The sequence below is a fragment of the Polaromonas sp. genome (genome assembly GCF_043778355.1).
Taxonomy (GTDB): Bacteria; Pseudomonadota; Gammaproteobacteria; order Burkholderiales; family Burkholderiaceae_C; genus Polaromonas.
Map to the genome: position 1 here is coordinate 97,265 of NZ_JAYWHI010000100.1, position 21,777 is coordinate 119,041.

Consider the following 21,777-nt stretch of genomic DNA (forward strand, 5'->3'; position numbering starts at 1 on the left):
AGCTGTCATTATGAGCAAGAATCTTTCTCTTAGCCAAAGAAACAGGGCATAAAAAGCAAAGACTTATCTGTTCATCGCGCCTACACTTTGCTCATACATAGAGGCGCCACCCTATCCGGGTGGTCAGCTTCTTCCCCGCCCACGAGGCGAATTCAGCCCCACGACTGGAGACAAGATGAACGCCCCCCTGCCTGAACATATACGCAAGGCTCTCGAAACGGTGACCTTGGACGACAAATACTCGCTTGATTTTGGGCAGGCGTTTATGAGCGGCGTTCAGGCGCTCGTCAAGCTGCCCATGCTGCAGCGGCAGCGCGACGCCCTGCAAGGCAAAAACACCGCCGGATTTATCAGCGGTTACCGCGGCTCTCCGCTGGGCGGTTACGACCAGGCACTGATGAAAGCCGCGCCTTACCTGAAGGCGCAGAACATCGTGTTCCAGCCGGGTGTCAATGAAGAACTGGCCGCCACCGCGCTGTGGGGCACGCAGCAACTCGGTTTTTCGCCGCCCGGCACCAACAAGTTCGATGGTGTGTTTGGCATCTGGTACGGCAAGGGCCCGGGGGTGGACCGCTGTTCTGACGTGTTTAAACACGCCAACATGGCCGGCACCACGCCGTTCGGTGGCGTGATCGCGGTGGCCGGCGATGACCATGTGGCGAAAAGCTCGACCGCCGCACACCAGAGCGACCACATCTTCAAGGCCTGTGGCTTGCCCGTGTTTTTTCCGGCCAATGTGCAGGAAATCCTGGATCTGGGCGTACACGCGTTTGCGATGAGCCGTTTTTCCGGCGTCTGGGCCGGTATGAAAACCATCCAGGAGATTGTTGAGTCGAGCGCTACCGCGATCATCGATCCCGAGCGTGTGCAGATCAAGCTGCCGACCGACTTCCAGATGCCGCCCGGCGGCGTGCACATCCGCTGGCCGGATGCCGCGCTGGAACAGGAGGCGCGCCTGTTCGACTACAAGTGGTATGCCGCGCTGGCCTACATCCGCGCCAACCGGCTCAACTACAACGTGATTGAAGGGCCGAATGACCGCTTCGGCATCATCGCCAGCGGCAAGGCCTACAACGACACGCGCCAGGCCCTGATCGACCTCGGGCTGGACAACGCCACCTGCCGCCAGCTCGGCATCCGCTTGCACAAGGTGGGTGTGGTCTGGCCTTTGGAAGCGCAAGGCACGCGTGAGTTTGCGACCGGCCTGCGCGAAATTCTGGTGGTCGAGGAAAAGCGCCAGGTCATCGAATACCAGCTCAAGGAAGAGCTCTACAACTGGCGCGCCGACGTGCGCCCCAACATTTACGGCAAGTTCAATGAGGTCGATGGCGATTTCAGCGGCGGCGAATGGTCGATGCCGAATCCTGCGGCCAACACCCTGCTGCGCGCCAATGCCGACCTGTCACCTTCACTGATTGCCAAGGCGATCGCCCAGCGCGTGCGAAAGCTGGGCCTGGACGGCGACATGACGGCGCGCCTCGATGCGCAGCTCGCGATCCTGCAGGCCAAGGAGCGCTCGCTGCAGGTGCTGGAGATCAAGGCTGACCGTCAGCCCTGGTTTTGTTCCGGCTGTCCGCACAACACCTCGACCAAGGTGCCCGAAGGTTCACGCGCCATGGCCGGCATCGGCTGCCACTTCATGGCCTTGTGGATGGACCGTAGTACCTCGGGCTTCACCCAGATGGGCGGCGAGGGTGTGCCCTGGGTCGGCCAGCAGCCTTTCACCACAGACCAGCATATTTTTGCCAACCTCGGTGATGGCACCTATTTCCACAGCGGCTCGCTGGCGGTGCGCCAGTCGATTGCCGCGGGTGTCAACATCACCTACAAGATCCTCTACAACGACGCGGTCGCCATGACCGGCGGCCAGCAGGTCGGCGAGCGCCCCGAAGGCCATTCGGTGGTGCAGATTGCCCAGTCCATGCGTGCCGAAGGCGCAGCGAAAATTGTGGTGGTGACCGACGAGCCGGAAAAATATGACGGCGTGGCGCTGGTGGAAGGCGTCGCAGTGCAGCATCGTGACGAACTCGACGCCATCCAGCGCCAGTTCCGCGAAATCAAGGGCACCACTGTCATCATTTATGACCAGACCTGCGCCACCGAAAAGCGCCGCCGCCGCAAGCGCGGCAGCCTGGTTGATCCGGCAAGGCGCGTGGTGATTAACGAGCTGGTCTGCGAAGGCTGTGGCGACTGCGGCGTGCAGTCCAACTGCCTGAGCGTGGAGCCGCTGGAAACCGAATTCGGCCGCAAGCGCCAGATCAACCAGTCCACCTGCAACAAGGACATGTCTTGTCTGAAGGGATTCTGTCCAAGCTTCGTGACAGTTGAAGGCGGCCAGCTCAAGAAAAAGGCCAAAGGCAAGGCCGCCTCTCCCTTCGAGATGGGCGCGCTGCCTGAACCGCACATCCCCGCCACCAAAAGCGTGGACGGCAAGGTCTGGGGCATCGTGGTCGCCGGTGTCGGCGGCACCGGGGTCATCACCATCGGTCAGTTGCTGGGCATGGCCGGCCACATCGAAGGCAAGGGCATCGTCACGCAGGATGCCGGCGGCCTGGCGCAAAAAGGCGGCGCGACCTGGAGCCATGTGCTGATAGGCGCGACGCAGGACGACATCCGCACCACCCGCGTCGGCATGGCCGGCGCCGACCTGATCATCGGCTGCGACCCGATCGTGGCGGCCGGCAAGGAGACCGTGCTGCGCATGCGCGAGGGCCGCACCCATGTGGCCCTCAATTCCTACAGCACGCCGACGGCGGCTTTTGTGCACAACGCCAACTGGCAGAACCCGGCCGAGGCCTGCGCCGCTGAAATTGTCAAGGCGGTGGGCGTGGATGGTATTGGCGCCTTTAATGCCGACGCGGCGTCCACGAAACTGATGGGCGACAGCATCTACACCAACCCGATGATGCTGGGCTACGCCTGGCAAAAGGGCTGGATTCCGCTGGAATACGCCTCGCTGATGCGTGCCATCGAGCTCAACGCCGTGGCCGTGGACAACAACAAGACGGCGTTCGAATGGGGGCGTCGCGCCGCCCACGACCCGGCATCCGTGGAAAAGCTGTTTGTCTCTGCGCAAGTCATCAGCATGCCGGCGCCGCGCCAGGGCCTGGCCGCGCTGGTGGCGCGCCGCGTGGTTTTCCTCACGGACTACCAGAATGCCGCTTATGCCAACCGTTATGAACGCTTGGTGAACCGGGTTCAGCAGGCCGAGTCGGCGCTGGGCAAGACACAACTGACCGAGGCGGTGGCGCGCTACCTGTTCAAGCTGATGGCTTACAAGGACGAGTACGAGGTCGCGCGCCTGCACACCGACCGCAGCTTCCATGACAAAGTGGGCGCGATGTTCGAAGGCGATTTCAAGCTCAATTACCACCTGGCCCCGCCCGTGATCGCCAAAAGCAATGACAAGGGCGAATTGCAAAAGCAGAAGTTCGGTCCCTGGATGCTCGGTGTATTCAAAGTGCTGGCCCGACTCAAGGGCCTGCGCGGCACGGCGATCGACCCGTTCGGCCGGACCGACGAGCGCCGCATGGAGCGTGCGCTGATTGCCCAGTACGAGGGCAGCATTGAAGAAATCCTCAAGAGCCTGGATGCCGGTCATCATGCGGCGGCTGTGGAAGTGGCGCGCATCCCGGAGCTGATCAGGGGTTATGGCCATGTGAAGGCGCGTAATGTCGTGCTGGCACAGCAACAATGGGCACTGGCGCTGGCGGCGTTCCGGCAGCCGGCGTCCGACGGGCAGCAACTGGCCGCTTGAGCCGGCGAACCGTGGCTCGGCATTGCGCCAAAAAACGCTGATTTCTGCTGGCATGGCCGGATGCCGCGCGCAGAGTCCCCGCCAAGCCACGGGTTACAACTTTTACCCGCGGCCGGCCGCATACAATCAGACCTTCCGCGCCCCGCGGTAAGACGCGGGGTGCCCGATTATTGTTGTGGAGTCTGCCGTGTTTATTTCTTCCGCGTTTGCCCAAACCGCCCCTGCCGCTGCTGCTGAAGGCGGCATGATGTCCTCCTTGACCAGCATGCTGCCGCTGGTGCTGATGTTTGTGGTCCTTTACTTCGTGATGATCCGCCCGCAGATGAAAAAGCAGAAGGAGCATCGGGCCATGATTGATGCGCTGGCCAAGGGCGACGAGGTCGTGACGGCAGGCGGCCTGCTGGGCAAGGTCACCAAAATGGGTGAAGCCTACCTGGGCGTTGAAGTCGCCACGGGTGTTGAAATCCAGTTGCAGCGCAGCGCCATCGTCCAAGTCCTGCCCAAAGGCAGCATCAAGTAAGCAGAAGACGGTTTTTCGCAGGGCCGGCCCGCGCCGGTCCGCCCAGTCACTTCGTTTCCCAGGAACAGCACGCTCATGAATCGTTATCCGGTCTGGAAGTACGCGATCATCGTCGTCGCCTTGTTGATTGCCGCGTTGTACACGCTGCCCAATTTTTTTGGCGAGGCTCCGGCCGTTCAGGTGTCCAGCGCCAAACCCAGTGTGAAGATTGACAGCACCACCGTCACGCGCGTGGAGCAGGCCTTGAAAGATGCTGGCATCACCCCTGATGCGGTGGCTTTTGACGCTACCTCGATCAAGGCCCGGTTCGGAGACACCGACACGCAGCTCAAGGCCAAGGATGCCATTGAAAGGGCGCTGTCTCCCGATCCGGCCTCGCCTTCCTACATCGTGGCCCTCAACTTGTTGTCGCGCTCACCCGCCTGGCTGACCGCGCTGAACGCACGCCCCATGTACCTGGGACTGGATTTGCGCGGCGGCGTGCATTTCATGTTGCAGGTGGACATGCAGGCGGCGTTAACCAAGAAAGCGGAATCGCTTGCCGGCGATTTGCGACTGGTGCTGCGCGAGAAAAACATCCGGCACGGCGGCATCAACCGCAACGGCCAGACCATCGAACTCAAATTCCGGGACGCGGCCACGCTGGAAGCGGCCAAGCGGATTTTCCAGGACCAGTTTGCAGACCTGCAAACGGTTGATTCACCGGACGGTGCCGAGTACAAGGTGGTCGCGCGCATCAAGCCGGAGGCGGCCCGGCTGGTGCAGGAGCAGGCGCTCAAGCAGAACATGGTGACCTTGCACAACCGCATCAACGAACTGGGTGTCGCAGAACCCGTGATCCAGCAGCAAGGCCTGGACCGCATTGTGGTGCAACTGCCTGGCGTGCAGGACACGGCCAAGGCCAAGGACATTCTGGGCCGCACGGCCACACTGGAAATGCGTCTGGTTGACGAAAGCAGCGAAGGCCGCGCCGCCGAGCTGGGTTCCGGGACCGTGCCTTTCGGTTCCGAGCGTTTTCTGGAGCGTGATGGCCGTGCCGTGATTGTCAAAAAGCAGGTGATCATCACTGGCGAGAGCCTGACCGACGCCCAGCCCGGCTTTGACTCGCAAAGTCAGCAGCCCAAGGTGGACCTGACGGTGGATGCCAAGGGTGGGCGCATCATGCGCGACACCAGCCGCGAAAACGTGAAAAAACGCATGGCCATTGTGCTGTTTGAAAAAGGCAAGGGCGAGGTGCTGACAGCCCCTGTCATTCAGAGCGAGTTGGGCAACCGCTTCCAGATTTCCGGCTCGATGACCGTGGTTGAAGCCAACGACCTGGCGCTGTTGCTGCGGGCGGGCTCGTTGGCCGCACCCATGGAAATCATCGAGGAGCGCACCATCGGCCCCAGCCTGGGCGCGGAAAACATTGCCAAGGGTTTTAGCAGCGTGGCCTGGGGTTTCCTGGTCATCGTGGCGTTCATGGCGGGTTATTACATGCTGTTCGGGCTATTTTCGGGTTTGGCCCTGGCCGTGAATTTGCTGTTGCTGGTCGCTATTTTGTCGATGCTGCAGGCGACGCTGACCTTGCCCGGCATGGCGGCGATGGCGCTGGCGCTGGGCATGGCGATCGACTCCAACGTGCTGATCAACGAGCGGGTCCGTGAGGAGTTGCGCAACGGCGCGTCGGCGCAGGCCGCCATTCATACCGGTTATGAACGCGCCTGGGCCACCATTCTTGACTCCAACATCACGACGCTGATTGCCGGCCTGGCTTTGCTGGCTTTTGGCTCCGGGCCGGTGCGCGGTTTTGCCGTGGTGCATGTGATCGGCATCCTGACCAGCATGTTCTCAGCGGTATTTTTCTCGCGCGGGCTGGTCAATCTCTGGTACGGTCGGCAAAAGAAGCTCAAGTCCGTGTCGATTGGCACGGTCTGGCGGCCGGCCGGTAACGCGGGGGTTCCTGCCAAGTCCGGCACGTCTGCGCCTTCGGCCTAGACAAAGAACAGAAGAAGAAGGAGAGGACTTATGGAATTTTTCAAGATCCGCAAGGACATCCCGTTCATGCGGCATGCCCTGATCTTCAATGTGATTTCGTTCACCACCTTTGTGCTGGCGGTGTTTTTCCTGTTCTCGCGCGGCCTGCACCTTTCAGTGGAGTTCACGGGGGGCACGGTGATGGAGGTCAGCTATTCGCAGCCAGCCGATGTTGAGAAGGTTCGCGGCACTGTGGCGGGCCTCGGATTCACAGACGTTCAGGTGCAAAATTTCGGCACTGCGCGTGATGTGATTATTCGCCTGCCCGCGCAAAAAGGCGTGACAACCGCGCAACAAAGCGACAAGGTGATGGAGGCCCTGAAGGCCGGGGACCCCCAGATTGTGCTGCGCCGAACGGAATTTGTGGGCCCTCAGGTGGGGGAGGAACTGGCTCAGGATGGTCTGAAAGCGCTTGCCATGGTGGTGGTCGGCATCATGATTTACCTGGCTTTCCGCTTCGAGTGGAAGTATGCGGTGGCCGCCATCATTGCCAATTTGCATGATGTGATCATCATCCTGGGATTCTTTGCATTTTTCCAATGGGAGTTTTCGCTCTCGGTGCTGGCAGCAGTGCTGGCTGTCCTGGGATATTCGGTCAATGAATCCGTGGTGATTTTTGACCGTATCCGTGAAAACTTCCGTCGTTTCCGCAAGATGGACACGACCCAGATCATTGACAACGCGATCACCTCAACCATCAGCCGAACCATCATCACGCACGGTTCTACACAGATCATGGTGCTGTCGATGCTTCTGTTTGGCGGGCCGACACTGTTTTATTTTGCGTTGGCGCTGACCATCGGCATTTTGTTCGGTATCTATTCGTCGGTGTTTGTGGCCGCAGCCATTGCCATGTGGCTGGGCATCAAGCGCGAGGACCTGGTCAAGCCTGCTGCCGGCAAAAAGGACGAGAATCCGAACGATCCCAATGCCGGAGCGACGGTGTAATCAGCCTGCCTCACAACGGACCCGGCTGTGGCTGCAAATAACAAACAGGATCTCCGTCTGGCTCGCCAGGCGCGCGAGCAGTTTGTTTTCCATGCCGCCGGTGTGATGCCAGCGCTGGCTGCAGACATCAAGACCCGCTTGTCCGCCGCAATGGATACCGCCGGGAATGCCCGCGAGATGCAAGACCGCCGCGATGGCTGGATGTCGTTCCAGGAAAACGAAACCATCTGGGTCAACGCCACGATGGCGGCCTGGAAAAAAGCGCTGGTGGCACCCGTCGCAACGGCCTCCATGCCGCTGGACAGCGGGAAATTCGAGTTGATGGGCAACGAGGTGATGGAAAACAAAATCCTTGCCTCGCGTCTGGCCCTGCGTCTGCTGGACAGCGCCAGTTGGGAGCTCAATGATCTGCGACTTCGTATTCAGGGGCTGGAAGGTGTTGCCGAACTGGCCAAGGAAGATATTTTGCGGCCCGAAGTGCTGTCGCAAAACCTGGTTGAACAATGGACGCTGGCGCCCTTGTCGCGCGAGCTCTGGCTCACGGTGCAGGACCTGATCCAGCAACGCCTGACCGACCATCTGCTGGAGGCTTACCGGTCTGTCAACGAATTCCTGATCAAGGAAAATGTCATGGTGGACATTGACCGCCGGGCACTGGTCAAACGCACCCCTTCTGCGGTTCCCAACACGCCTGCCGCCAAGCTGTCCCGGCCTGCCGGATTGGCGTCAGGCGAGCGGACCGCCGCGTCCTCCGCCGCCGGCCGGCAAGCCGGTGACAAATCAGGATTTGGCAGGTTGGGAGGCTCCGGCGGTTCTGAGACCGGGTGGGGCAACGCGAGTGATTTTGACTTGGCTCCCGGCGCACCGGACACAGGGCGTGCGGGTGGCCTGGGGTCGTCTTTCGGTGCGGGCGCTTCCAGGGGCAGCTCGGCGGAGTTCAGCGCGGGCGCGGGTGGTGCAAGCGGCGGCGGCGCTTCAAGCGGTCGCGGCGGAGGCAGTGCAGGCGGCGGAGGTCGGATCGCTCAGGCAGGCCGCGAGGGCGGGCGCTCGGAGATGGCGGCGGGCAGGAACGACATCCACGATGAGACGCGTATGCAAACCGGCACCTCGCCGCTGGCGCGGGCGCGGATGCGGGCGCAGGGCGTCATGGGCCACCTCAAGCGTTTGTTGTCCGACCATGCTGTCGAGTTCGATCAGACCCAGGCCCATCAGCCTTCGCCGCAATTGGCGCAGGCGCTGGCCCGTACGCCATCCGGTGGTGGCGATGGCGGCAACAGTTACGAAGGCACCATGGTCGAGGCGCCGGACCAGATTTATGGTGTGGCGCAGGTGGAGCAGGCGGTGGGCGCCTTGCGCCAGCGCACCACGGTGCTCAAACAGGCGGCATCCACTTCCAGCGAGAAAGCCACTATCGAAATTGTGGCGTTGATGTTTCAGAGTATCTTGGCGGAGGACCGGATTCCTCCCGCGGTCCGGGTATGGTTTGCCCGGCTGCAGATGCCGGTGTTGCGTGTGGCCATTTCGGAGCCCGAATTCTTCGGCTCCCTGCAACACCCCGCACGCCGTCTGATTGACCGAATGGGCTCCTGCGTGCTCGGCTTTGACGCGACGGTGTCGGGCAGTGCGCTTGAAACTGAAGTCAAGCGGGTGGTGCAGGTGATCGAACAATACCCCGAGACCGGTCGTCGTGTGTTTCAGTTGGTCTACGACGAATTTCAGAAATTCCTGTCGAAGTTTCTCTCCGAGCAGGGCAGCGCCGCGCGTGTGGTGACGGTGGCCCAGCAACTGGAGCAAAAAGAGACCATGGCCATCCAGTACACCATTGAGATGCGCAACATGCTCAATGACATGCCGGTGCGGGAAGAAATCCGCGAATTCCTGTTCAAGATGTGGGCTGAAGTGCTGGCCATTGCGGCCATGAAAAATGGCCCCCAGCACGAGGACACGATCACGCTCAAGCAGGCCGCGGCCGATCTGGTCTGGGCCGCCAGCGCTAAGCCGAACCGCAATGACCGGGCGCGCGTGATTGCCGATTTGCCCAAGCTGCTTCAGTTGCTGCGACGGGGCATGACCATGCTGGGCCTGGCCACGCCGGTGCAGGACCAGCACCTCAAGATCATCAGCGAGACTCTGGCTGACGCCTTCATGTCCAAAACCGATGCCATCTCACTTGAGCGCATCGATGAGATGGCCAAGCGGCTTGCCAACCTGGAAGACTATCTGTCGGAGGAGGATGTGGGCGACCTGCCGCTGGACACCGAAAACCTGGTCATGATGATTGGCATCGATGCGTCCGACCTGGCGGTGATTGCCGATGGCGGCAGCCGGCCCAGTGAAGCCATGCGGGCGTGGGCGCAGGAGCTTCAAGTCGGCGCGTGGTTCAGCCTGGACCACAATGGGCAGGTCAGCCATGTGCAGTTCGCCTGGCGCAGTGACCGCAAGCAGTTGCATTTGTTTGCGTCTGCCGATGGCCGCAATTTCCTGATCCAGGCGCGCCGCCTGGCGGCCTACCTGCAGGCCGGCCTGCTGGTGCCGACAGAGGACGAGGCGCTGACCGTGCGCGCCACCCGCGATGCGCTCGCCAAGCTCGATGCGAATCCGGAGCGCTTACTGGGCTGATTGCCCGCGCGCAGGCTGCGCACCCTTGGGGCTGGAGCCGCGGGCTCCAGAAGCGAAGCCTCCGGCGAGCGGCGGCCTGCAAGGTGCAGCGAACCACACGAAGTGGGAAGCGTGGGGGCCATGTTTTTCCGCAGGGTTTCCCGAGGAAAAATGCGCCCCCTTGGGGGGCAGCGAACCACACGAAGTGGGAAGCGTGGGGGGCGTTATTTAATGCGCAACGCGGAAGTCCGCGTCGTCACAGAGCTCGTCCAGCACCAGGGCGTCCGGCTCCTCGCCGAAGCTCCAGTAGACCATCAGCACAATGATCTTGAGGTCGTCCAGCGCAAGTGGATCGCCGGGCGCAGCCATGGCGCGGTCCATGACAATTTCGCGCATGTGGGGCGGCAACACACCAGAGGATTCGAGGAAACTCACGAAGCCCAGGGCTTGCGCGCCCAGGTGCTCCTGCTCGGCCACCGAATACACGCGCAGGCTGGCAGCAGACTGCGGCTGAAAACCTGATGAGGCGGGGGTCGCCGTCACTGGCTTGCCTGCCACGTCGGCTTCGGCCGGCAGGCCAATCTGGGTGTTCTGGGCGGCAATGTTCAAGCCATTGAGCCAGACCAGCGCCGCCTGGATCTCTTCGGCTTCAAAGCCGACCGCCGTCAGTTTGCGGCTCAGTTGGTGCAACTCGGGGCAGGCGTCGCCCTGCCAATAATTTTCGTAAACATACACCAGCACTTCAAACATGCGTCCAATATAACGCAGTTCAGCGCCGCCCCCCCGGTTCGCCCAGCCCGTTCGGCTTCAGCCCAGGGAGATACGCTGAAACAGGCCGCCGGGCAGGCGCGCGATCGCATCGGTCAGCTCCAGTTCCAGCAACTGGCCCTGCAATTCGGACGTGGGCAGGCCGGTGCGTGCCTGCAGCGCGTCCAGGCTGACCGGCTCAAAACCCATGGCGGACAGCAGCGCCGTCTCCTCCGGGCCGCCATCGCTTTCCTGGTCGGCGTTTACAGTGCTTGCAGCATAGGGCAGACGGAGTTCTTCCAGAACGTCCTGCGCCGATTCGACCAGCTTGGCCCCCTGCTTGATCAGCGCGTGGCAGCCGCGCGACTGCGGGGAGTGAATGGAGCCCGGAATCGCAAACACATCCTTGCCCTGTTCGGCGGCCAGCCGCGCGGTAATCAGCGAGCCCGACTTCAGGGCCGCCTCGACCACCAGCGTTCCCTGGGACAAACCGGAAATAATGCGGTTGCGCTTGGGAAAGTTCGCAGTCAGCGGCGGCGTGCCCAGCGGGAACTCGCTGATGATCAGGCCGTCCTGTGCAATCCGGTGCGCCAGGTCCCGGTGTTGTTTCGGGTACACGCGGTCCAGACCGGTACCGACAACCGCAATCGTGGTGCCGTCGCCCAGCAAGGCGCCATCGTGGGCCGCGCCGTCCACGCCCAGCGCCAGGCCGGACACCACACACAGATCGGCCGCGCCGAACACCCTGGCAAACTGACGTGCGTTGTTCTCGCCTTGGGGTGTGGGGTTGCGGCTACCCACCATGGCCAGGCAAAGCGCTCTGTTTTTGATAGCTGCTTGCGCCCGTGTACCATGGGCTCCAAGCATATAAAGCATGGAAGGCGGGTCTTCGATATCGAGCAGTGATGCGGGGTAGCCGGGGTCCCCCAGCGTGACCACCTGCCGGTTGTCGCCCGCCTGCAGCCACGCCAGCGTAGCCTGCAACTGGTCGCCCAGGGTCTCAGGCTCGGTCTGCAGGGCATCAGCCAGTTTGTCGGAGCCCAGCTGGCGCAGGGTGCTGGCGGATTGCTCAAAAATCGCTTGTGCTGACCCAAAAACCGCCAGCAGCTTGCGTGATGCGATGTTGCCCAGACCGGGTGTCAGCGCCAGGCGCAACCAGGCGCCAAGTTCAGCGGCTTCCATGGCGAGGCGGCTCCGGGCCCAGGTACCGATCTGCGTCAGTTCGGATTGATGAAGCGGTCACCCACTTTTGCGCCGTCGCTGACCTGAAGTACCAGGGCATAGGACAGTTTCTCGAATGTACGGAATACGATCAGCAAGCCATTGCGTTCGTTCGGTAGCCGGATCTGGCTGCGTGCCGAGTCGGTTCGGTCCGTCATCTGGGCGCCGCTTTGTTGCAGCGCCATCACATGACCGCGTTCCAGACCGTCGCGGGCGCCACGATTGAGCACAACCACCTGGTTGCCGGCGGCAAACCTTACCGCACTGCCGTAGATCGAGACAATTTGCCCTTCGATCTGCGTGGTCGGCGCCCGCGGCACGTAACTCAACAATTCGCGGGGGGGCTCCGGGACCAGCCGGTCGCCGACGCGCATTTCTTCCTTGGCCACAACAATGTCAATGGTTGCAGGCACAATTTCTGTGGATACCTTGCCGTCCTTGCCGGTGATGTCGGCCGTGGTTTCCCCGCGAACCAGTTCGGCCTTGCCGACAAACTGGGCCTCGTAGCCCAGAATTTCACCGGTGCTCGGATCTTTCAAGGGCGTCGCATTGCGGAAAACCCGGTAGTCCACCGGTTCGCCTTTGGCCGTGCTCAGGGGTTTGCCGCCCTCCTTGCTGCTGTAAGCGCCACGGGCATAGGCACGGTCACCGCGGCTGAGCAACACGCGGCCTTCCTGGGTGGCCACGATGCGGGGCGCCAGGGCAAAGGCCGCTTCGTCAACAATCAGCGCTTCGGAAAGAAAGGGCTCGATGGCTTGCGGCGACAAGGTGGGAACCGCAGCGTCCGCCAGTGATTCATACCGCGTGCGAGGCGACACCCGCACCGTGCCGCCTGGGGTGCCGTCGGCACCCCGGCGGGTGCGCAGGGTGGCGCGGCCATTGGCCTTGTCCAGATACAGCTGCTGGCCGGGGTAGATGCGGTGCGGGTTGCGGATGTCCTCCAGGTTCATGCCCCAGAGTTCGGGCCAGCGCCATGGGCTTTTGAGAAACATGCCGGAGATGCCCCACAGGGTGTCGCCGCGTTTGACGGTGTACTCGTCAGGCGCATTGGGAACCAGGTCGGCCAATGGCACGCCGGTCTGGGCGACCTGATTGGCCGTGGCACGCTGGCCTGGCGTGATCGGGAAATTCTGGGCCTGCAAACCGGCCGTGCACGCCAGCAGGGCTGCCGCCATTGAAATTTGACTGAAACGACCAGACATAGTTTGCATCTTGTGGCCCTTGGGGCTGGCACGGCCTGCGGTGAAGGGGCCCGATGCCGTGTTTGTAACTTGATAAATCACTAGCGATTTTGTACTTAAGCCCTTGATTAGGCAACGAATATGCGATTTCGCAACGGCCCGAATGCCGAAAATTAGCGAAAATTAGCGAAAATAGCGACATCTGATTGTTTGCCACCATGACCCAACTGACCATTCTTCGTTACCCCGACCCGCGCCTGCATACCGTGGCCAAGCCAGTGCCTGCCGTCGATGCGCGCATCCGCGCCCTGGTGGACGATATGCTGGAAACGATGTATGCGGCCGAGGGCATCGGCCTGGCCGCCAGCCAGGTCAATGTGCATGAACGCGTCGTTGTCATTGATGTCAGTGAAGGGCGTGACCAGCCGCTGGTGTTGATCAACCCCGAGATTGTCTGGACCAGCCCCGAGACCCAGGTCAATGACGAGGGCTGCCTGTCGGTGCCCGGCATCTATGACGGCGTGGAGCGCGCCAGCGCGATCAAGGTCCAGGCGCTGGACCTGGACGGCAAGCAGCAAACCCACAGCGCCGAAGGCCTGCTGGCGGTGTGTGTACAGCACGAGATGGACCACCTGATGGGCAAGGTTTTTGTCGAGTACCTGTCGCCGCTCAAGCGCAACCGCATCAAGACCAAGATGATCAAGGCCAGGAAGGACGAAATGGCATAGCCCCACGCTTGTCACTTCGTGTACTGCGCTGCCCCCCCGAGGGGGCGCTGCGCCAGCGGCCCCGGCGAAGCCGGTTCCGCGGCCCCGGCTGGCAGGACTGAAACCGCGCAGCCGATCAATTGCATCCAGTCCTCGGCGAAAATCACCCGATGCGCATTATTTTTGCCGGTACCCCTGACTTCGCCCGCGTGGCGCTGGCGCAGCTCCATGCCGCCGGTTTCGAGATCGCCCTGGTTCTGAGCCAGCCGGACCGTCCTGCAGGGCGCGGCATGAAGCTGCAGGCCTCCAGCGTCAAGCAGTTTGCCCTCGACAACAACCTCCCCGTGGCGCAGCCGCGCAGCTTGCGGCTGGATGGCAAATATCCCGAGGACGCAGCCACGGCCCGTGAAGCCATCGAGGGCGCGCGCGCCGACGCCATGGTGGTGGCCGCCTATGGCTTGATCCTGCCGCAGTGGGTCCTCGACGTGCCTGCACGGGGATGCTTCAACATTCATGCCTCCTTGCTGCCGCGCTGGCGCGGTGCGGCGCCCATCCACCGCGCCATTGAGGCCGGCGACAGCGAGACCGGCATCAGCATCATGCAGATGGACGCGGGCCTAGACACCGGCGACATGCTGCTGGTGGAAAAACTCGCGATCCAGCCAGCCGACACCACGGCGACTTTGCATGACCGGCTGGCGGCGCTGGGCGGTCGCCTGATGGTCGAAGCGCTGGAGCTGGCCGCCTGCGGCGGGCTGACCCCTGTGAAGCAGCCGGCGCAGGGCATCAGCTACGCCCACAAGATCGAAAAACACGAGGCCGCCATCGACTGGACGCAAGGTGCGGCCGTGATTGAGCGTCGTATCCGTGCCTTCAACCCCTTTCCGGTGGCCGCCAGCCCGGTGACCGGTGACACCCTCAAGGTCTGGGCTGCGACTGTTCTGCCGGGGCGCGTGCCCGCGGGCGCTCGGCCGGGCCAGGTCCTGGCTGCGGGCGATCAGGGTGTGGATGTGGCTGCGGCAGATGGCGTGCTGCGCCTGACGAAGCTGCAAAAACCGGGCGGCAAGCCGCTGGACGCCGCCGAGTTTTTGCGCGGATTCCCACTGGCGCCCGGCGCGCTGTTTGGGGGCAATCCGGGGGCGGCGCCATGACCGCAGTCAAAGAGCCGCTCTGGCACCACCCCGAGTTTCGCCAGGGCGTGCGCGACATGGCGCCGATTGCCGCCGGCACGGCGGCCTGGGGCCTGATGACCGGTGTGGCCATGGTCAAGTCCGGGCTCAGCGTGTTCGAGTGTGTGCTGATGACGCTGGTGGTGTTTGCCGGCAGCTCGCAACTGGCGGCGGTGCCGCTGATGGTGGCCGGCGCGCCCATGTGGGTGATTTTGGCAACCGCTGCCTGCGTGAACCTGCGGTTTGTCGTATTCAGCGCCCACCTGCGCCCGTACATGATGCACCAGCCCTTGTGGCGCCGCATGGCCGGCGGTTACTTCACGACCGACCTCAGTTATGTGATGTTCACCGCGCGGCATCCCAAGCCAGTGCCGCCCGATGACCTGCCGACCCTGCGCGCGCAGGAGGCCAGCCTGGCCGGCAACTGCGCCGTCACCTGGGTCGCCTGGGTGGTGCCCAGCCTGATCGGCATCGCCATGGCCAATGCCGTGCCCGTGCACTGGGGTCTCGGTTTTGCAGGCATCCTCGCCTTGCTGGGCATCACGCTGTCGCTGGCCAGCAGCCGGCTGCGCCTGATCTCTGCCGGTGTGGCCGGCGCCGCAGCGGTGGCGGCCTTTGCGCTGCCGCTCAAGCTCAATATTTTGGTCGGCATTGCAGCGGCCGTGGCCGTCTGCCTGCTGCTTGAAAAGCCCAAATCCCGAAAGACGGCATGATGCAAACCGATGGCTGGACTGTCGTGACCATCCTGGGCCTGGCCGTGGTCACGGTCCTGACGCGATCCTTCTTTTTTCTGTCGAGCAAACCCTGGACCTTGCCGGACTGGGCCCAGCGCGGGCTGCACTACGCGCCAATTGCCGCGCTGGCGGCGGTGATCGTGCCCGAAATTGTCATGACGCAGGGCGCGCTGATCAGCAGCTGGCGCGACGCACGGGTGTTCGCCGCGTTGGCCGGCGCCGCCTGGTTTTTCTGGCGCCGCAGCGTGCTTGGCACCATCGTGGCCGGCATGGCGGTGTACCTGCCGCTGCATATTTACCTCGGCTGGTAGCCCTCACCGGGCCCGCTTCTACAATTGCCGCCTACCGATTTTCTTCTCCGTTTTCTTGCGAGCCCCCATGAAATTCATCCGTTTTTCCGATCTGTGTGCCCAGGGCCTCGTCAAGGGCCGTCGCGTGTTCATTCGCGCCGACCTCAACGTGCCGCAAGACGATGCGGGCCACATCACCGAAGACACGCGCATCCGCGCGTCGATTCCCTGCATTCAGATGGCGCTGGATGCTGGTGCCGCCGTGATGGTGACTTCGCATTTGGGGCGGCCCACCGAGGGCGCGTTCAAACCCGAAGACTCGCTGGCGCCGGTGGCCGAGCGCTTGGGCGACCTGATGGGGCGCGCGGTGCCCCTGAAGGCCGGCTGGGTCGATGGTGTGCAGGTGCAGCCCGGCGAGCTGGTGCTGCTGGAGAACTGCCGCACCAACAAGGGCGAGAAAAAAAACGACGAGGCACTGGCGCGCAAGATGGCCACGCTCTGCGACATTTTTGTGCACGACGCCTTCGGCACCGCGCACCGCGCCGAGGCTTCGACCTACGGCATCGCGCAGTTCGCCAACACCGCCTGCGCCGGTCCGCTGCTGGCTGCCGAGATGGACGCGATTTCCAAGGCGCTGGCCAATCCGAAACGCCCGCTGGTCGCCATCGTGGCCGGCAGCAAGGTCTCCACCAAACTGACCATCCTGAAAGCGCTGGCCGGCAAGGTCGACCAGTTGATCGTCGGCGGTGGCATTGCCAACACCTTCATGCTGGCCAATGGCCTGCCGATCGGCAAAAGCCTGGCCGAGCGTGAACTGCTCGACGAAGCCCGCGCCGTGATGACAGCGATGAAAGCGCGCGGCGCCGAGGTGCCGGTGCCCACCGACGTGGTCACGGCCAAAAGCTTTTCGGCCGATGCTGCGGCGACGGTCAAGGCCGCGACTGACGTGGCGGAGGACGACATGATCCTCGACATCGGCCCGCAGACCGCCGAAAAACTTGCCGCCCAGCTGATGGCTGCCGGCACGATTGTCTGGAACGGTCCGGTGGGGGTGTTCGAGTTCGCTGCTTTTGAAGGCGGCACCAAAGCCATTGCACAAGCGATTGCCGCCAGCAGCGCCTTCAGCATCGCCGGGGGTGGCGACACGCTGGCCGCGATTGCCAAATACGGCATTGAAAAAGACGTGGGTTACATCTCCACCGGCGGCGGCGCCTTCCTGGAAGTGCTGGAAGGCAAAACCCTGCCTGCGTTTGAGATTTTGCAGAAACGCGCCGAAGCCTAGGCGCTCCTGTTTTTATAGCTGCTCGCCCTTGTTCCAAAAGGGCTGCAGGCCAATTTTGTTTGTAATCGCGGCGCGCGGCTAATGCGCCGTCCGCAACGCGCTGGTGGGCCGACCGGCAAAATCGGTCCAGCAGTGGCGCGTGAAGTCATACAGCTTGCAGGCGCGTGCGGTCTCAAAGTACCAGCGCCATGAAAAACGCTGGATCACGATGCGGCCGGGCAACAGGTCTTCCAGCACCTTCTGCGCTTCCTTGAGCTTGTACAGCGGGATGCTCATGTCCACGTGGTGCGCGGTGTGTTCCATGATGTGGTGCAACACCGCGCCGATTTGCAGCGGAAAGGTCAGGTGCACCGTCGTCGAGACAAAAGGCTGGGCGCGCTGCCATGCCGCCCGGTCGTCATGCCAGGACACCTTCACATGGGTGTGGTGGCCATAGATCACAAAACCCATCATGTGGAACCATACAAACAGCGGCAAGGCAAAACCCAGGCCCAGCAGCCACGCGACAGACTGGCCGGTCGCCAGCGCTGCCCCCACCAGGCCGGCGATCCACAGCGCGGCAAAACCACTGACCAGCAAACAGTCCCAGGTGAAGACAGCGCGGCGCGTGTTGCCCAGGCTGCCGGGGCGCGGAAACATCATCTTTTTCCACCAGATCTCAACCAGGTAATACAGGCCCGGTCCCCAGCCGCTGCGGTAAATGCGCTGCATCAGCTTGCCCCCTGGCGACAGTGCGGCGAATTCCTGCTGCGTCAGCGGCGCCCAGACAAAATCCACGCCCTTGAGGTTGGTGAAGCCGTGGTGCACCACGTTGTGGCCCATGTCCCAAAGACTGTAGGCGGTCAGCGACGGCAGGAAGGCAATGCGCGCCAGCCAGCGGTTGAGTGGGCGCGAGGGCGTCAGGCTCTGGTGGCAGCCGTCATGGCCGATCACAAACAGCCGGCCGATCACAAAACCGGCCGCCAGGCCGCAGGCTGCCATGGCCCAGCGGGAGTCGACAAAGATCACGCCCGCAAGAAGCAGCGCCAGCAGGCCGTAGTCCAGCGCCAGCAAGGCCAGCGCGCGCCATGTGCTGCGCTGGCCCAGCGGCAGCAACCAGCCGCGGATGACCTTGCGGTGGGGCAGGGGCGCGTCTGTGGCCAGCGGCGGGGGAAGAGGTGGTTCGTGCAGGGGTGTCATGGACGGCGCTTGCGGTGGGTTGATCGTTTGCCTGGCGGGCGCCTCAGGGCGCCCCGTGGGTGATTGGCTTGCTGATTCTGCGGGCCGCGCCACGGGCCGGCGCTGACCAGGATCAATACAAATGCAGGGGATGTGACGAATTTCTTGCCATCCCGTGAACGGCCCGTGAAATACCCGGACGGCGCAGCGGGCGCTGGTAACCGGCGTGTAACTTTTTCGTGTGAAAATAAGAAACTAAATTACAGGAGACAGCCATGAACATGCAGCGCCGCGGAACCAAAATTGTTGCCACCCTGGGCCCCGCCTCCAGCGATCCGGCCCTGCTTGAGCAGATGATTCGTGCCGGCGTCAATTGTGTGCGGCTCAACTTCAGCCACGGTACGGCGCAAGACCACATCGACCGCGCCAGGCTGGTGCGCGAGGCGGCGACACGCGCTGGGCGCGAGGTCGCCATCATGGCCGACCTGCAAGGTCCGAAAATCCGCGTCGGCAAATTTGCCGACGGCAAGGTGCAGCTGGAGACCGGCATGAAGTTTGTGCTCGACGCGTCCCGTACCGAGCCCGGCGATATCAATGGCGTCGGCCTCGATTACAAAGAGTTGCCGCGCGATGTGAAGGCCGGCGACACCCTGCTGCTCAACGACGGCCTGATCGTGATGACGGTGGACGCGGTGCGCGGCGAACAGGTGCATGCCACGGTCAAGATCGGTGGCGTGTTGTCCAACAACAAGGGCATCAACAAGCAGGGCGGCGGACTGACGGCGCCGGCGCTCACCGCCAAGGACATGGAAGATATCCGCACGGCCATGAGTTTTCAGGCGGACTATGTGGCGGTGAGTTTTCCGCAGAACGCCAGTGACATGGAGATGGCGCGCCAGCTCTGCAATGTGGCCGGTGCCGAGTACCGCCACAAGCCAGGCCTGATCGCCAAGATCGAGCGCGCCGAGGCGATTCCCAACCTGGAAGCCATCTGCAAGGCCAGCGACGGCATCATGGTTGCGCGTGGCGACCTGGCCATCGAAGTCGGCAACGCGGCCGTGCCGGCGCTGCAAAAACGGATGATCAAGATGGCGCGCGACCTCGACAAGGTGGTGATCACTGCGACCCACATGATGGAGTCCATGATCACCAACCCGGTGCCGACCCGCGCCGAGGTCAGCGATGTGGCCAACGCCGTGCTCGACGGCACCGATGCGGTGATGCTGTCAGCCGAATCCGCCACCGGCAAATATCCGGTCGAAACCATCCGCACCATGACCGCCATTGCGCTCGCCGCTGAGCGCTCGCAGGTGTACGAACTCGACAGCGATTTCATCAATCAGCAATTCGTCCGCGTCGATCAAGCCATCGCCATGGCCGCCCTCTTCACCGCGTTCCACCTGAACGTCAAGGCAATTGCCGCACTGTCGCAGTCAGGCTCCACGGCGCTGTGGATGAGCCGCCACGACAGCGGCGTGCCGATTTATGCGCTGACGCCGGAAGTGTCCGCCGCGCGTCGAGCGGCGCTTTATCGCGGCGTGCGACCGGTCGTCGTACCGTTCGATTCGGATCGCGAAAACGCACTGCTGTCCGCAGAAAACGCGTTGAAATCACGCGGTGCAGTCGGCGACGGTGACTTGATCGTACTGTCGTGCGGCGAACCGATGGGCAAAAGCGGTGGCACCAATGCGCTCAAGGTGGTGCGCGTGGGCGAGCATCGGGGGTAACAGCTTTTTAGCTTACAGCCTTATTTATTATGGGCTTAGTGCAGTAAATGATGATAGTCGAGTATTGAGGAAAACTGGTAGTGGGTCAGTTTGAGATGGAGTTTGTAACAAGTTGTTAGGTGCGGTAGCGTGTGCTAGAACTGAATGCGCGTTCAATTTGTTTCATCCGCGCCTTCTAGCCGCTGAGCGGGATTTCAAAAAACACCAAAATTTGGTGCCCAAGCTCTTAACTCATAGGTTAACATCGTCTTGCAAATACTTGAGATACGTGCTGGAAGACACAAGGTAGGAGCAGTGCTCAAGATCAGAGGATCAGGCGCGGTTAGCTGTCCTGTCAAGGACGATTTAGATGGCGTAGAGGCTCAGCTGAAGGCTTCAAGTTATCGCATGTATGCACATTTTGATATGGTTTCGCGTCATGGCTTAAACGGGCTCAACTCGGATCAATTCCATCAAATTGATCGCGTAAACGGAATTTATGAGTTGATTGCAGGTAGGTTGAGAACTCTTTTTTTCAGCACTGAGAGCGGTCAGTACATCATTTGCACTAACGTGTTTGTAAAGAAAACAAAGAAAACACCAGAAAAGGAACTGACCCGCGCGGTTGCTATGGCCAAGCAGTTCTTTGCTGCACAGAAATTGAATCAAGTAACGTGGATAGAAGATGATGAACAAGGGTAAAGGCGAAGTGAAAAGTTTCGCCGCGATTTACAAGGCGCTGGAGCGCGACCCTCAGTACCTCGCTGAAAAATTGGCGACTGATTTTTTGTTTGAACTGAATCGCTGCATGAAGCGTGACGGAGTATCCAACGGCGAACTCGCGCAGCGTCTCGCTGTATCGCCCGCCTATATCAGCAAAGTTTTCGGCGGGACGGCAAGCAATATGTCACTTGAGACGCTGGCAAAGCTCGCGCTTGCTCTTGACCAGTTTGTGCATGTGCATCTAGCGCCGTGCGAATCTGAAGTCAAGTGGTTTGAATGCTATGGGCGCGCGAACGCGGCTGTTGCACGTCAAGCTAACCACTTGCCTACTTACTATAGTCAGGCAGCGGCGGATTTATTGCGCAAGGCCAAGGTGGTTAGCCTAAATCCATCAAACCAAGACAGCTATTCCAATGCAGCTTAAGGAGCTGGTCTTCCCTGAACTGTCGATAGGGGCAGTGATGCCAGAGGCGGCGGACAAGGTACGGCCAATGGAGTTGGCTGATCTTGATATCAAGTTCAGCTTTAGCATCATTAAAGAGGAATCATTGGGGTTCGCCTCGTTATCAATCAGATCCAAACGCGCCCCAGAAATTGAGCAGTGTTTGAACTATAAATTCGATATCAAAGCGTTTGCCGCGTTTCATTTAGATGAAACAGAGCCCGTCGATGCAAAGCTGGAATTTACGCGCAAATTTAATGCGGCCGCGACCCTTGTCGGCGCTTTGCGTGAGCAACTGGCCCAACTCACTTCGCGAGGGCCTTGGGGGGTGACAGTAATGCCGATGATCCCGTTGCAGCAGCTCGCTGGAAAGTACCCGGATGCCGAGCTTGTGGCATCAACTAAAAAACCATCTCTGCGGCCCGGCAAGAGGATAAAAGCACGCGTTGCCGCTAAATAACCTACCGATCCATCGTCTCAACCATCATCAACACATCTTCCATTGACCAGATGTAATCGCTGATTCCAGCTTGCATGGCTGGTGTCACGCGAAGCGTTTTGTGTTGACGGCAAAAGTT

At 61.7% G+C, this 21,777-nt stretch carries 18 protein-coding genes; 14 read left to right on the top strand and 4 right to left on the bottom strand.

All coding sequences use genetic code 11. The features are described from left to right. Window positions 1–175: 175 nt before the first annotated feature. From ACH2CW_RS14695 to ACH2CW_RS14715, 5 genes are all read left to right on the top strand, one after another. Complete coding sequence (locus ACH2CW_RS14695) at window positions 176–3,757, top strand: indolepyruvate ferredoxin oxidoreductase family protein (RefSeq protein ID WP_395059429.1); 3,582 nt, start codon at window positions 176–178, stop codon at window positions 3,755–3,757. Window positions 3,758–3,944: 187 nt separating this feature from the next. Next, window positions 3,945–4,277 carry a preprotein translocase subunit YajC gene (gene yajC / locus ACH2CW_RS14700; RefSeq protein ID WP_395059431.1) on the top strand — a complete coding sequence of 111 codons (333 nt, stop codon included), beginning with the start codon at window positions 3,945–3,947 and terminating at the stop codon, window positions 4,275–4,277. A 75-nt stretch (window positions 4,278–4,352) separates the two neighbouring features. Continuing rightward, on the top strand, window positions 4,353–6,254 hold the full coding sequence (gene secD, locus ACH2CW_RS14705) for a protein translocase subunit SecD (RefSeq protein WP_395059433.1): 1,902 nt from the start codon (window positions 4,353–4,355) through the stop codon (window positions 6,252–6,254). Window positions 6,255–6,284: 30 nt separating this feature from the next. After that, the gene (secF, locus tag ACH2CW_RS14710) at window positions 6,285–7,241 is read left to right on the top strand and encodes a protein translocase subunit SecF (RefSeq protein WP_395059435.1); all 957 of its coding nucleotides are present in this window, start codon (window positions 6,285–6,287) and stop codon (window positions 7,239–7,241) included. A gap of 27 nt (window positions 7,242–7,268) precedes the next feature. Continuing rightward, window positions 7,269–9,860 carry a DUF1631 family protein gene (locus ACH2CW_RS14715; RefSeq protein WP_395059437.1) on the top strand — a complete coding sequence of 864 codons (2,592 nt, stop codon included), beginning with the start codon at window positions 7,269–7,271 and terminating at the stop codon, window positions 9,858–9,860. 207 nt (window positions 9,861–10,067) lie between these two features. On the opposite strand, the gene ACH2CW_RS14720 is transcribed toward ACH2CW_RS14715, so the two are convergent. The 3 genes from ACH2CW_RS14720 to ACH2CW_RS14730 are packed head-to-tail and all read right to left on the bottom strand — an operon-like array spanning window position 10,068 to window position 13,018. Beyond that, complete coding sequence (locus ACH2CW_RS14720; protein ID WP_395059439.1) at window positions 10,068–10,589, bottom strand: DUF494 domain-containing protein; 522 nt, start codon at window positions 10,587–10,589, stop codon at window positions 10,068–10,070. 57 nt (window positions 10,590–10,646) lie between these two features. After that, window positions 10,647–11,768, bottom strand: coding sequence for a DNA-processing protein DprA (dprA, locus tag ACH2CW_RS14725; RefSeq protein WP_395059441.1), 1,122 nt, complete (start codon window positions 11,766–11,768; stop codon window positions 10,647–10,649). A gap of 35 nt (window positions 11,769–11,803) precedes the next feature. Beyond that, complete coding sequence (locus ACH2CW_RS14730; protein WP_395059443.1) at window positions 11,804–13,018, bottom strand: LysM peptidoglycan-binding domain-containing protein; 1,215 nt, start codon at window positions 13,016–13,018, stop codon at window positions 11,804–11,806. Window positions 13,019–13,206: 188 nt separating this feature from the next. Here ACH2CW_RS14730 and def point away from each other — a divergent pair, with 188 nt between their 5' ends. From def to ACH2CW_RS14755, 5 genes are all read left to right on the top strand, one after another. Beyond that, on the top strand, window positions 13,207–13,716 hold the full coding sequence (gene def, locus ACH2CW_RS14735) for a peptide deformylase (protein WP_395059445.1): 510 nt from the start codon (window positions 13,207–13,209) through the stop codon (window positions 13,714–13,716). Window positions 13,717–13,865: 149 nt separating this feature from the next. Continuing rightward, complete coding sequence (gene fmt / locus ACH2CW_RS14740) at window positions 13,866–14,846, top strand: methionyl-tRNA formyltransferase (RefSeq protein ID WP_395059447.1); 981 nt, start codon at window positions 13,866–13,868, stop codon at window positions 14,844–14,846. After that, on the top strand, window positions 14,843–15,577 hold the full coding sequence (locus ACH2CW_RS14745) for an AzlC family ABC transporter permease (protein ID WP_395059449.1): 735 nt from the start codon (window positions 14,843–14,845) through the stop codon (window positions 15,575–15,577). The genes fmt and ACH2CW_RS14745 overlap by 4 nt, the downstream gene beginning before the upstream one ends. Further along, window positions 15,574–15,909: an AzlD domain-containing protein gene (locus ACH2CW_RS14750; RefSeq protein WP_395059451.1), complete on the top strand. Its 336-nt coding sequence runs from the start codon at window positions 15,574–15,576 to the stop codon at window positions 15,907–15,909. Before ACH2CW_RS14745 ends, ACH2CW_RS14750 begins: the two co-directional genes overlap by 4 nt. A 67-nt stretch (window positions 15,910–15,976) precedes the next feature. Continuing rightward, complete coding sequence (locus ACH2CW_RS14755) at window positions 15,977–17,170, top strand: phosphoglycerate kinase (RefSeq protein WP_395059453.1); 1,194 nt, start codon at window positions 15,977–15,979, stop codon at window positions 17,168–17,170. 78 nt (window positions 17,171–17,248) lie between these two features. On the opposite strand, the gene ACH2CW_RS14760 is transcribed toward ACH2CW_RS14755, so the two are convergent. Further along, window positions 17,249–18,349, bottom strand: a complete 1,101-nt coding sequence (locus tag ACH2CW_RS14760) for a fatty acid desaturase (protein ID WP_395059455.1) — start codon at window positions 18,347–18,349, stop codon at window positions 17,249–17,251. Window positions 18,350–18,609: 260 nt separating this feature from the next. On the opposite strand from ACH2CW_RS14760, the gene pyk reads away from it, so the two are divergent. From pyk to ACH2CW_RS14780, 4 genes are all read left to right on the top strand, one after another. Beyond that, a complete protein-coding gene (pyk, locus tag ACH2CW_RS14765; RefSeq protein ID WP_395059471.1) occupies window positions 18,610–20,055 on the top strand; it encodes a pyruvate kinase in 1,446 nt (481 codons plus the stop codon). Between the two features lie 294 nt (window positions 20,056–20,349). Next, window positions 20,350–20,736 (top strand): type II toxin-antitoxin system RelE/ParE family toxin, encoded by a 387-nt coding sequence (locus ACH2CW_RS14770; protein ID WP_395059457.1) that lies wholly within the window; start codon window positions 20,350–20,352, stop codon window positions 20,734–20,736. Then, window positions 20,720–21,181 (top strand): helix-turn-helix domain-containing protein, encoded by a 462-nt coding sequence (locus ACH2CW_RS14775; protein WP_395059459.1) that lies wholly within the window; start codon window positions 20,720–20,722, stop codon window positions 21,179–21,181. Before ACH2CW_RS14770 ends, ACH2CW_RS14775 begins: the two co-directional genes overlap by 17 nt. After that, the gene (locus tag ACH2CW_RS14780; RefSeq protein ID WP_395059461.1) at window positions 21,171–21,659 is read left to right on the top strand and encodes a hypothetical protein; all 489 of its coding nucleotides are present in this window, start codon (window positions 21,171–21,173) and stop codon (window positions 21,657–21,659) included. Before ACH2CW_RS14775 ends, ACH2CW_RS14780 begins: the two co-directional genes overlap by 11 nt. The last annotated feature ends 118 nt before the right edge of the window (window positions 21,660–21,777 follow it).

What these genes read in the sequence shown, in the direction of transcription:
- ACH2CW_RS14755 (WP_395059453.1), top strand. Translation starts at nt 15,977, where the DNA reads ATGAAATTCATCCGTTTTTCCGATCTGTGTGCCCAGGGCCTCGTCAAG.
- ACH2CW_RS14730 (WP_395059443.1), bottom strand. Translation starts at nt 13,018, where the DNA reads ATGCAAACTATGTCTGGTCGTTTCAGTCAAATTTCAATGGCGGCAGCC.
- ACH2CW_RS14745 (WP_395059449.1), top strand. Translation starts at nt 14,843, where the DNA reads ATGACCGCAGTCAAAGAGCCGCTCTGGCACCACCCCGAGTTTCGCCAG.
- dprA (WP_395059441.1), bottom strand. Translation starts at nt 11,768, where the DNA reads ATGGAAGCCGCTGAACTTGGCGCCTGGTTGCGCCTGGCGCTGACACCC.
- ACH2CW_RS14780 (WP_395059461.1), top strand. Translation starts at nt 21,171, where the DNA reads ATGCAGCTTAAGGAGCTGGTCTTCCCTGAACTGTCGATAGGGGCAGTG.
- ACH2CW_RS14720 (WP_395059439.1), bottom strand. Translation starts at nt 10,589, where the DNA reads ATGTTTGAAGTGCTGGTGTATGTTTACGAAAATTATTGGCAGGGCGAC.
- def (WP_395059445.1), top strand. Translation starts at nt 13,207, where the DNA reads ATGACCCAACTGACCATTCTTCGTTACCCCGACCCGCGCCTGCATACC.
- ACH2CW_RS14760 (WP_395059455.1), bottom strand. Translation starts at nt 18,349, where the DNA reads ATGACACCCCTGCACGAACCACCTCTTCCCCCGCCGCTGGCCACAGAC.
- secD (WP_395059433.1), top strand. Translation starts at nt 4,353, where the DNA reads ATGAATCGTTATCCGGTCTGGAAGTACGCGATCATCGTCGTCGCCTTG.
- ACH2CW_RS14775 (WP_395059459.1), top strand. Translation starts at nt 20,720, where the DNA reads ATGATGAACAAGGGTAAAGGCGAAGTGAAAAGTTTCGCCGCGATTTAC.
- ACH2CW_RS14750 (WP_395059451.1), top strand. Translation starts at nt 15,574, where the DNA reads ATGATGCAAACCGATGGCTGGACTGTCGTGACCATCCTGGGCCTGGCC.
- secF (WP_395059435.1), top strand. Translation starts at nt 6,285, where the DNA reads ATGGAATTTTTCAAGATCCGCAAGGACATCCCGTTCATGCGGCATGCC.
- pyk (WP_395059471.1), top strand. Translation starts at nt 18,610, where the DNA reads ATGCAGCGCCGCGGAACCAAAATTGTTGCCACCCTGGGCCCCGCCTCC.
- ACH2CW_RS14695 (WP_395059429.1), top strand. Translation starts at nt 176, where the DNA reads ATGAACGCCCCCCTGCCTGAACATATACGCAAGGCTCTCGAAACGGTG.
- fmt (WP_395059447.1), top strand. Translation starts at nt 13,866, where the DNA reads ATGCGCATTATTTTTGCCGGTACCCCTGACTTCGCCCGCGTGGCGCTG.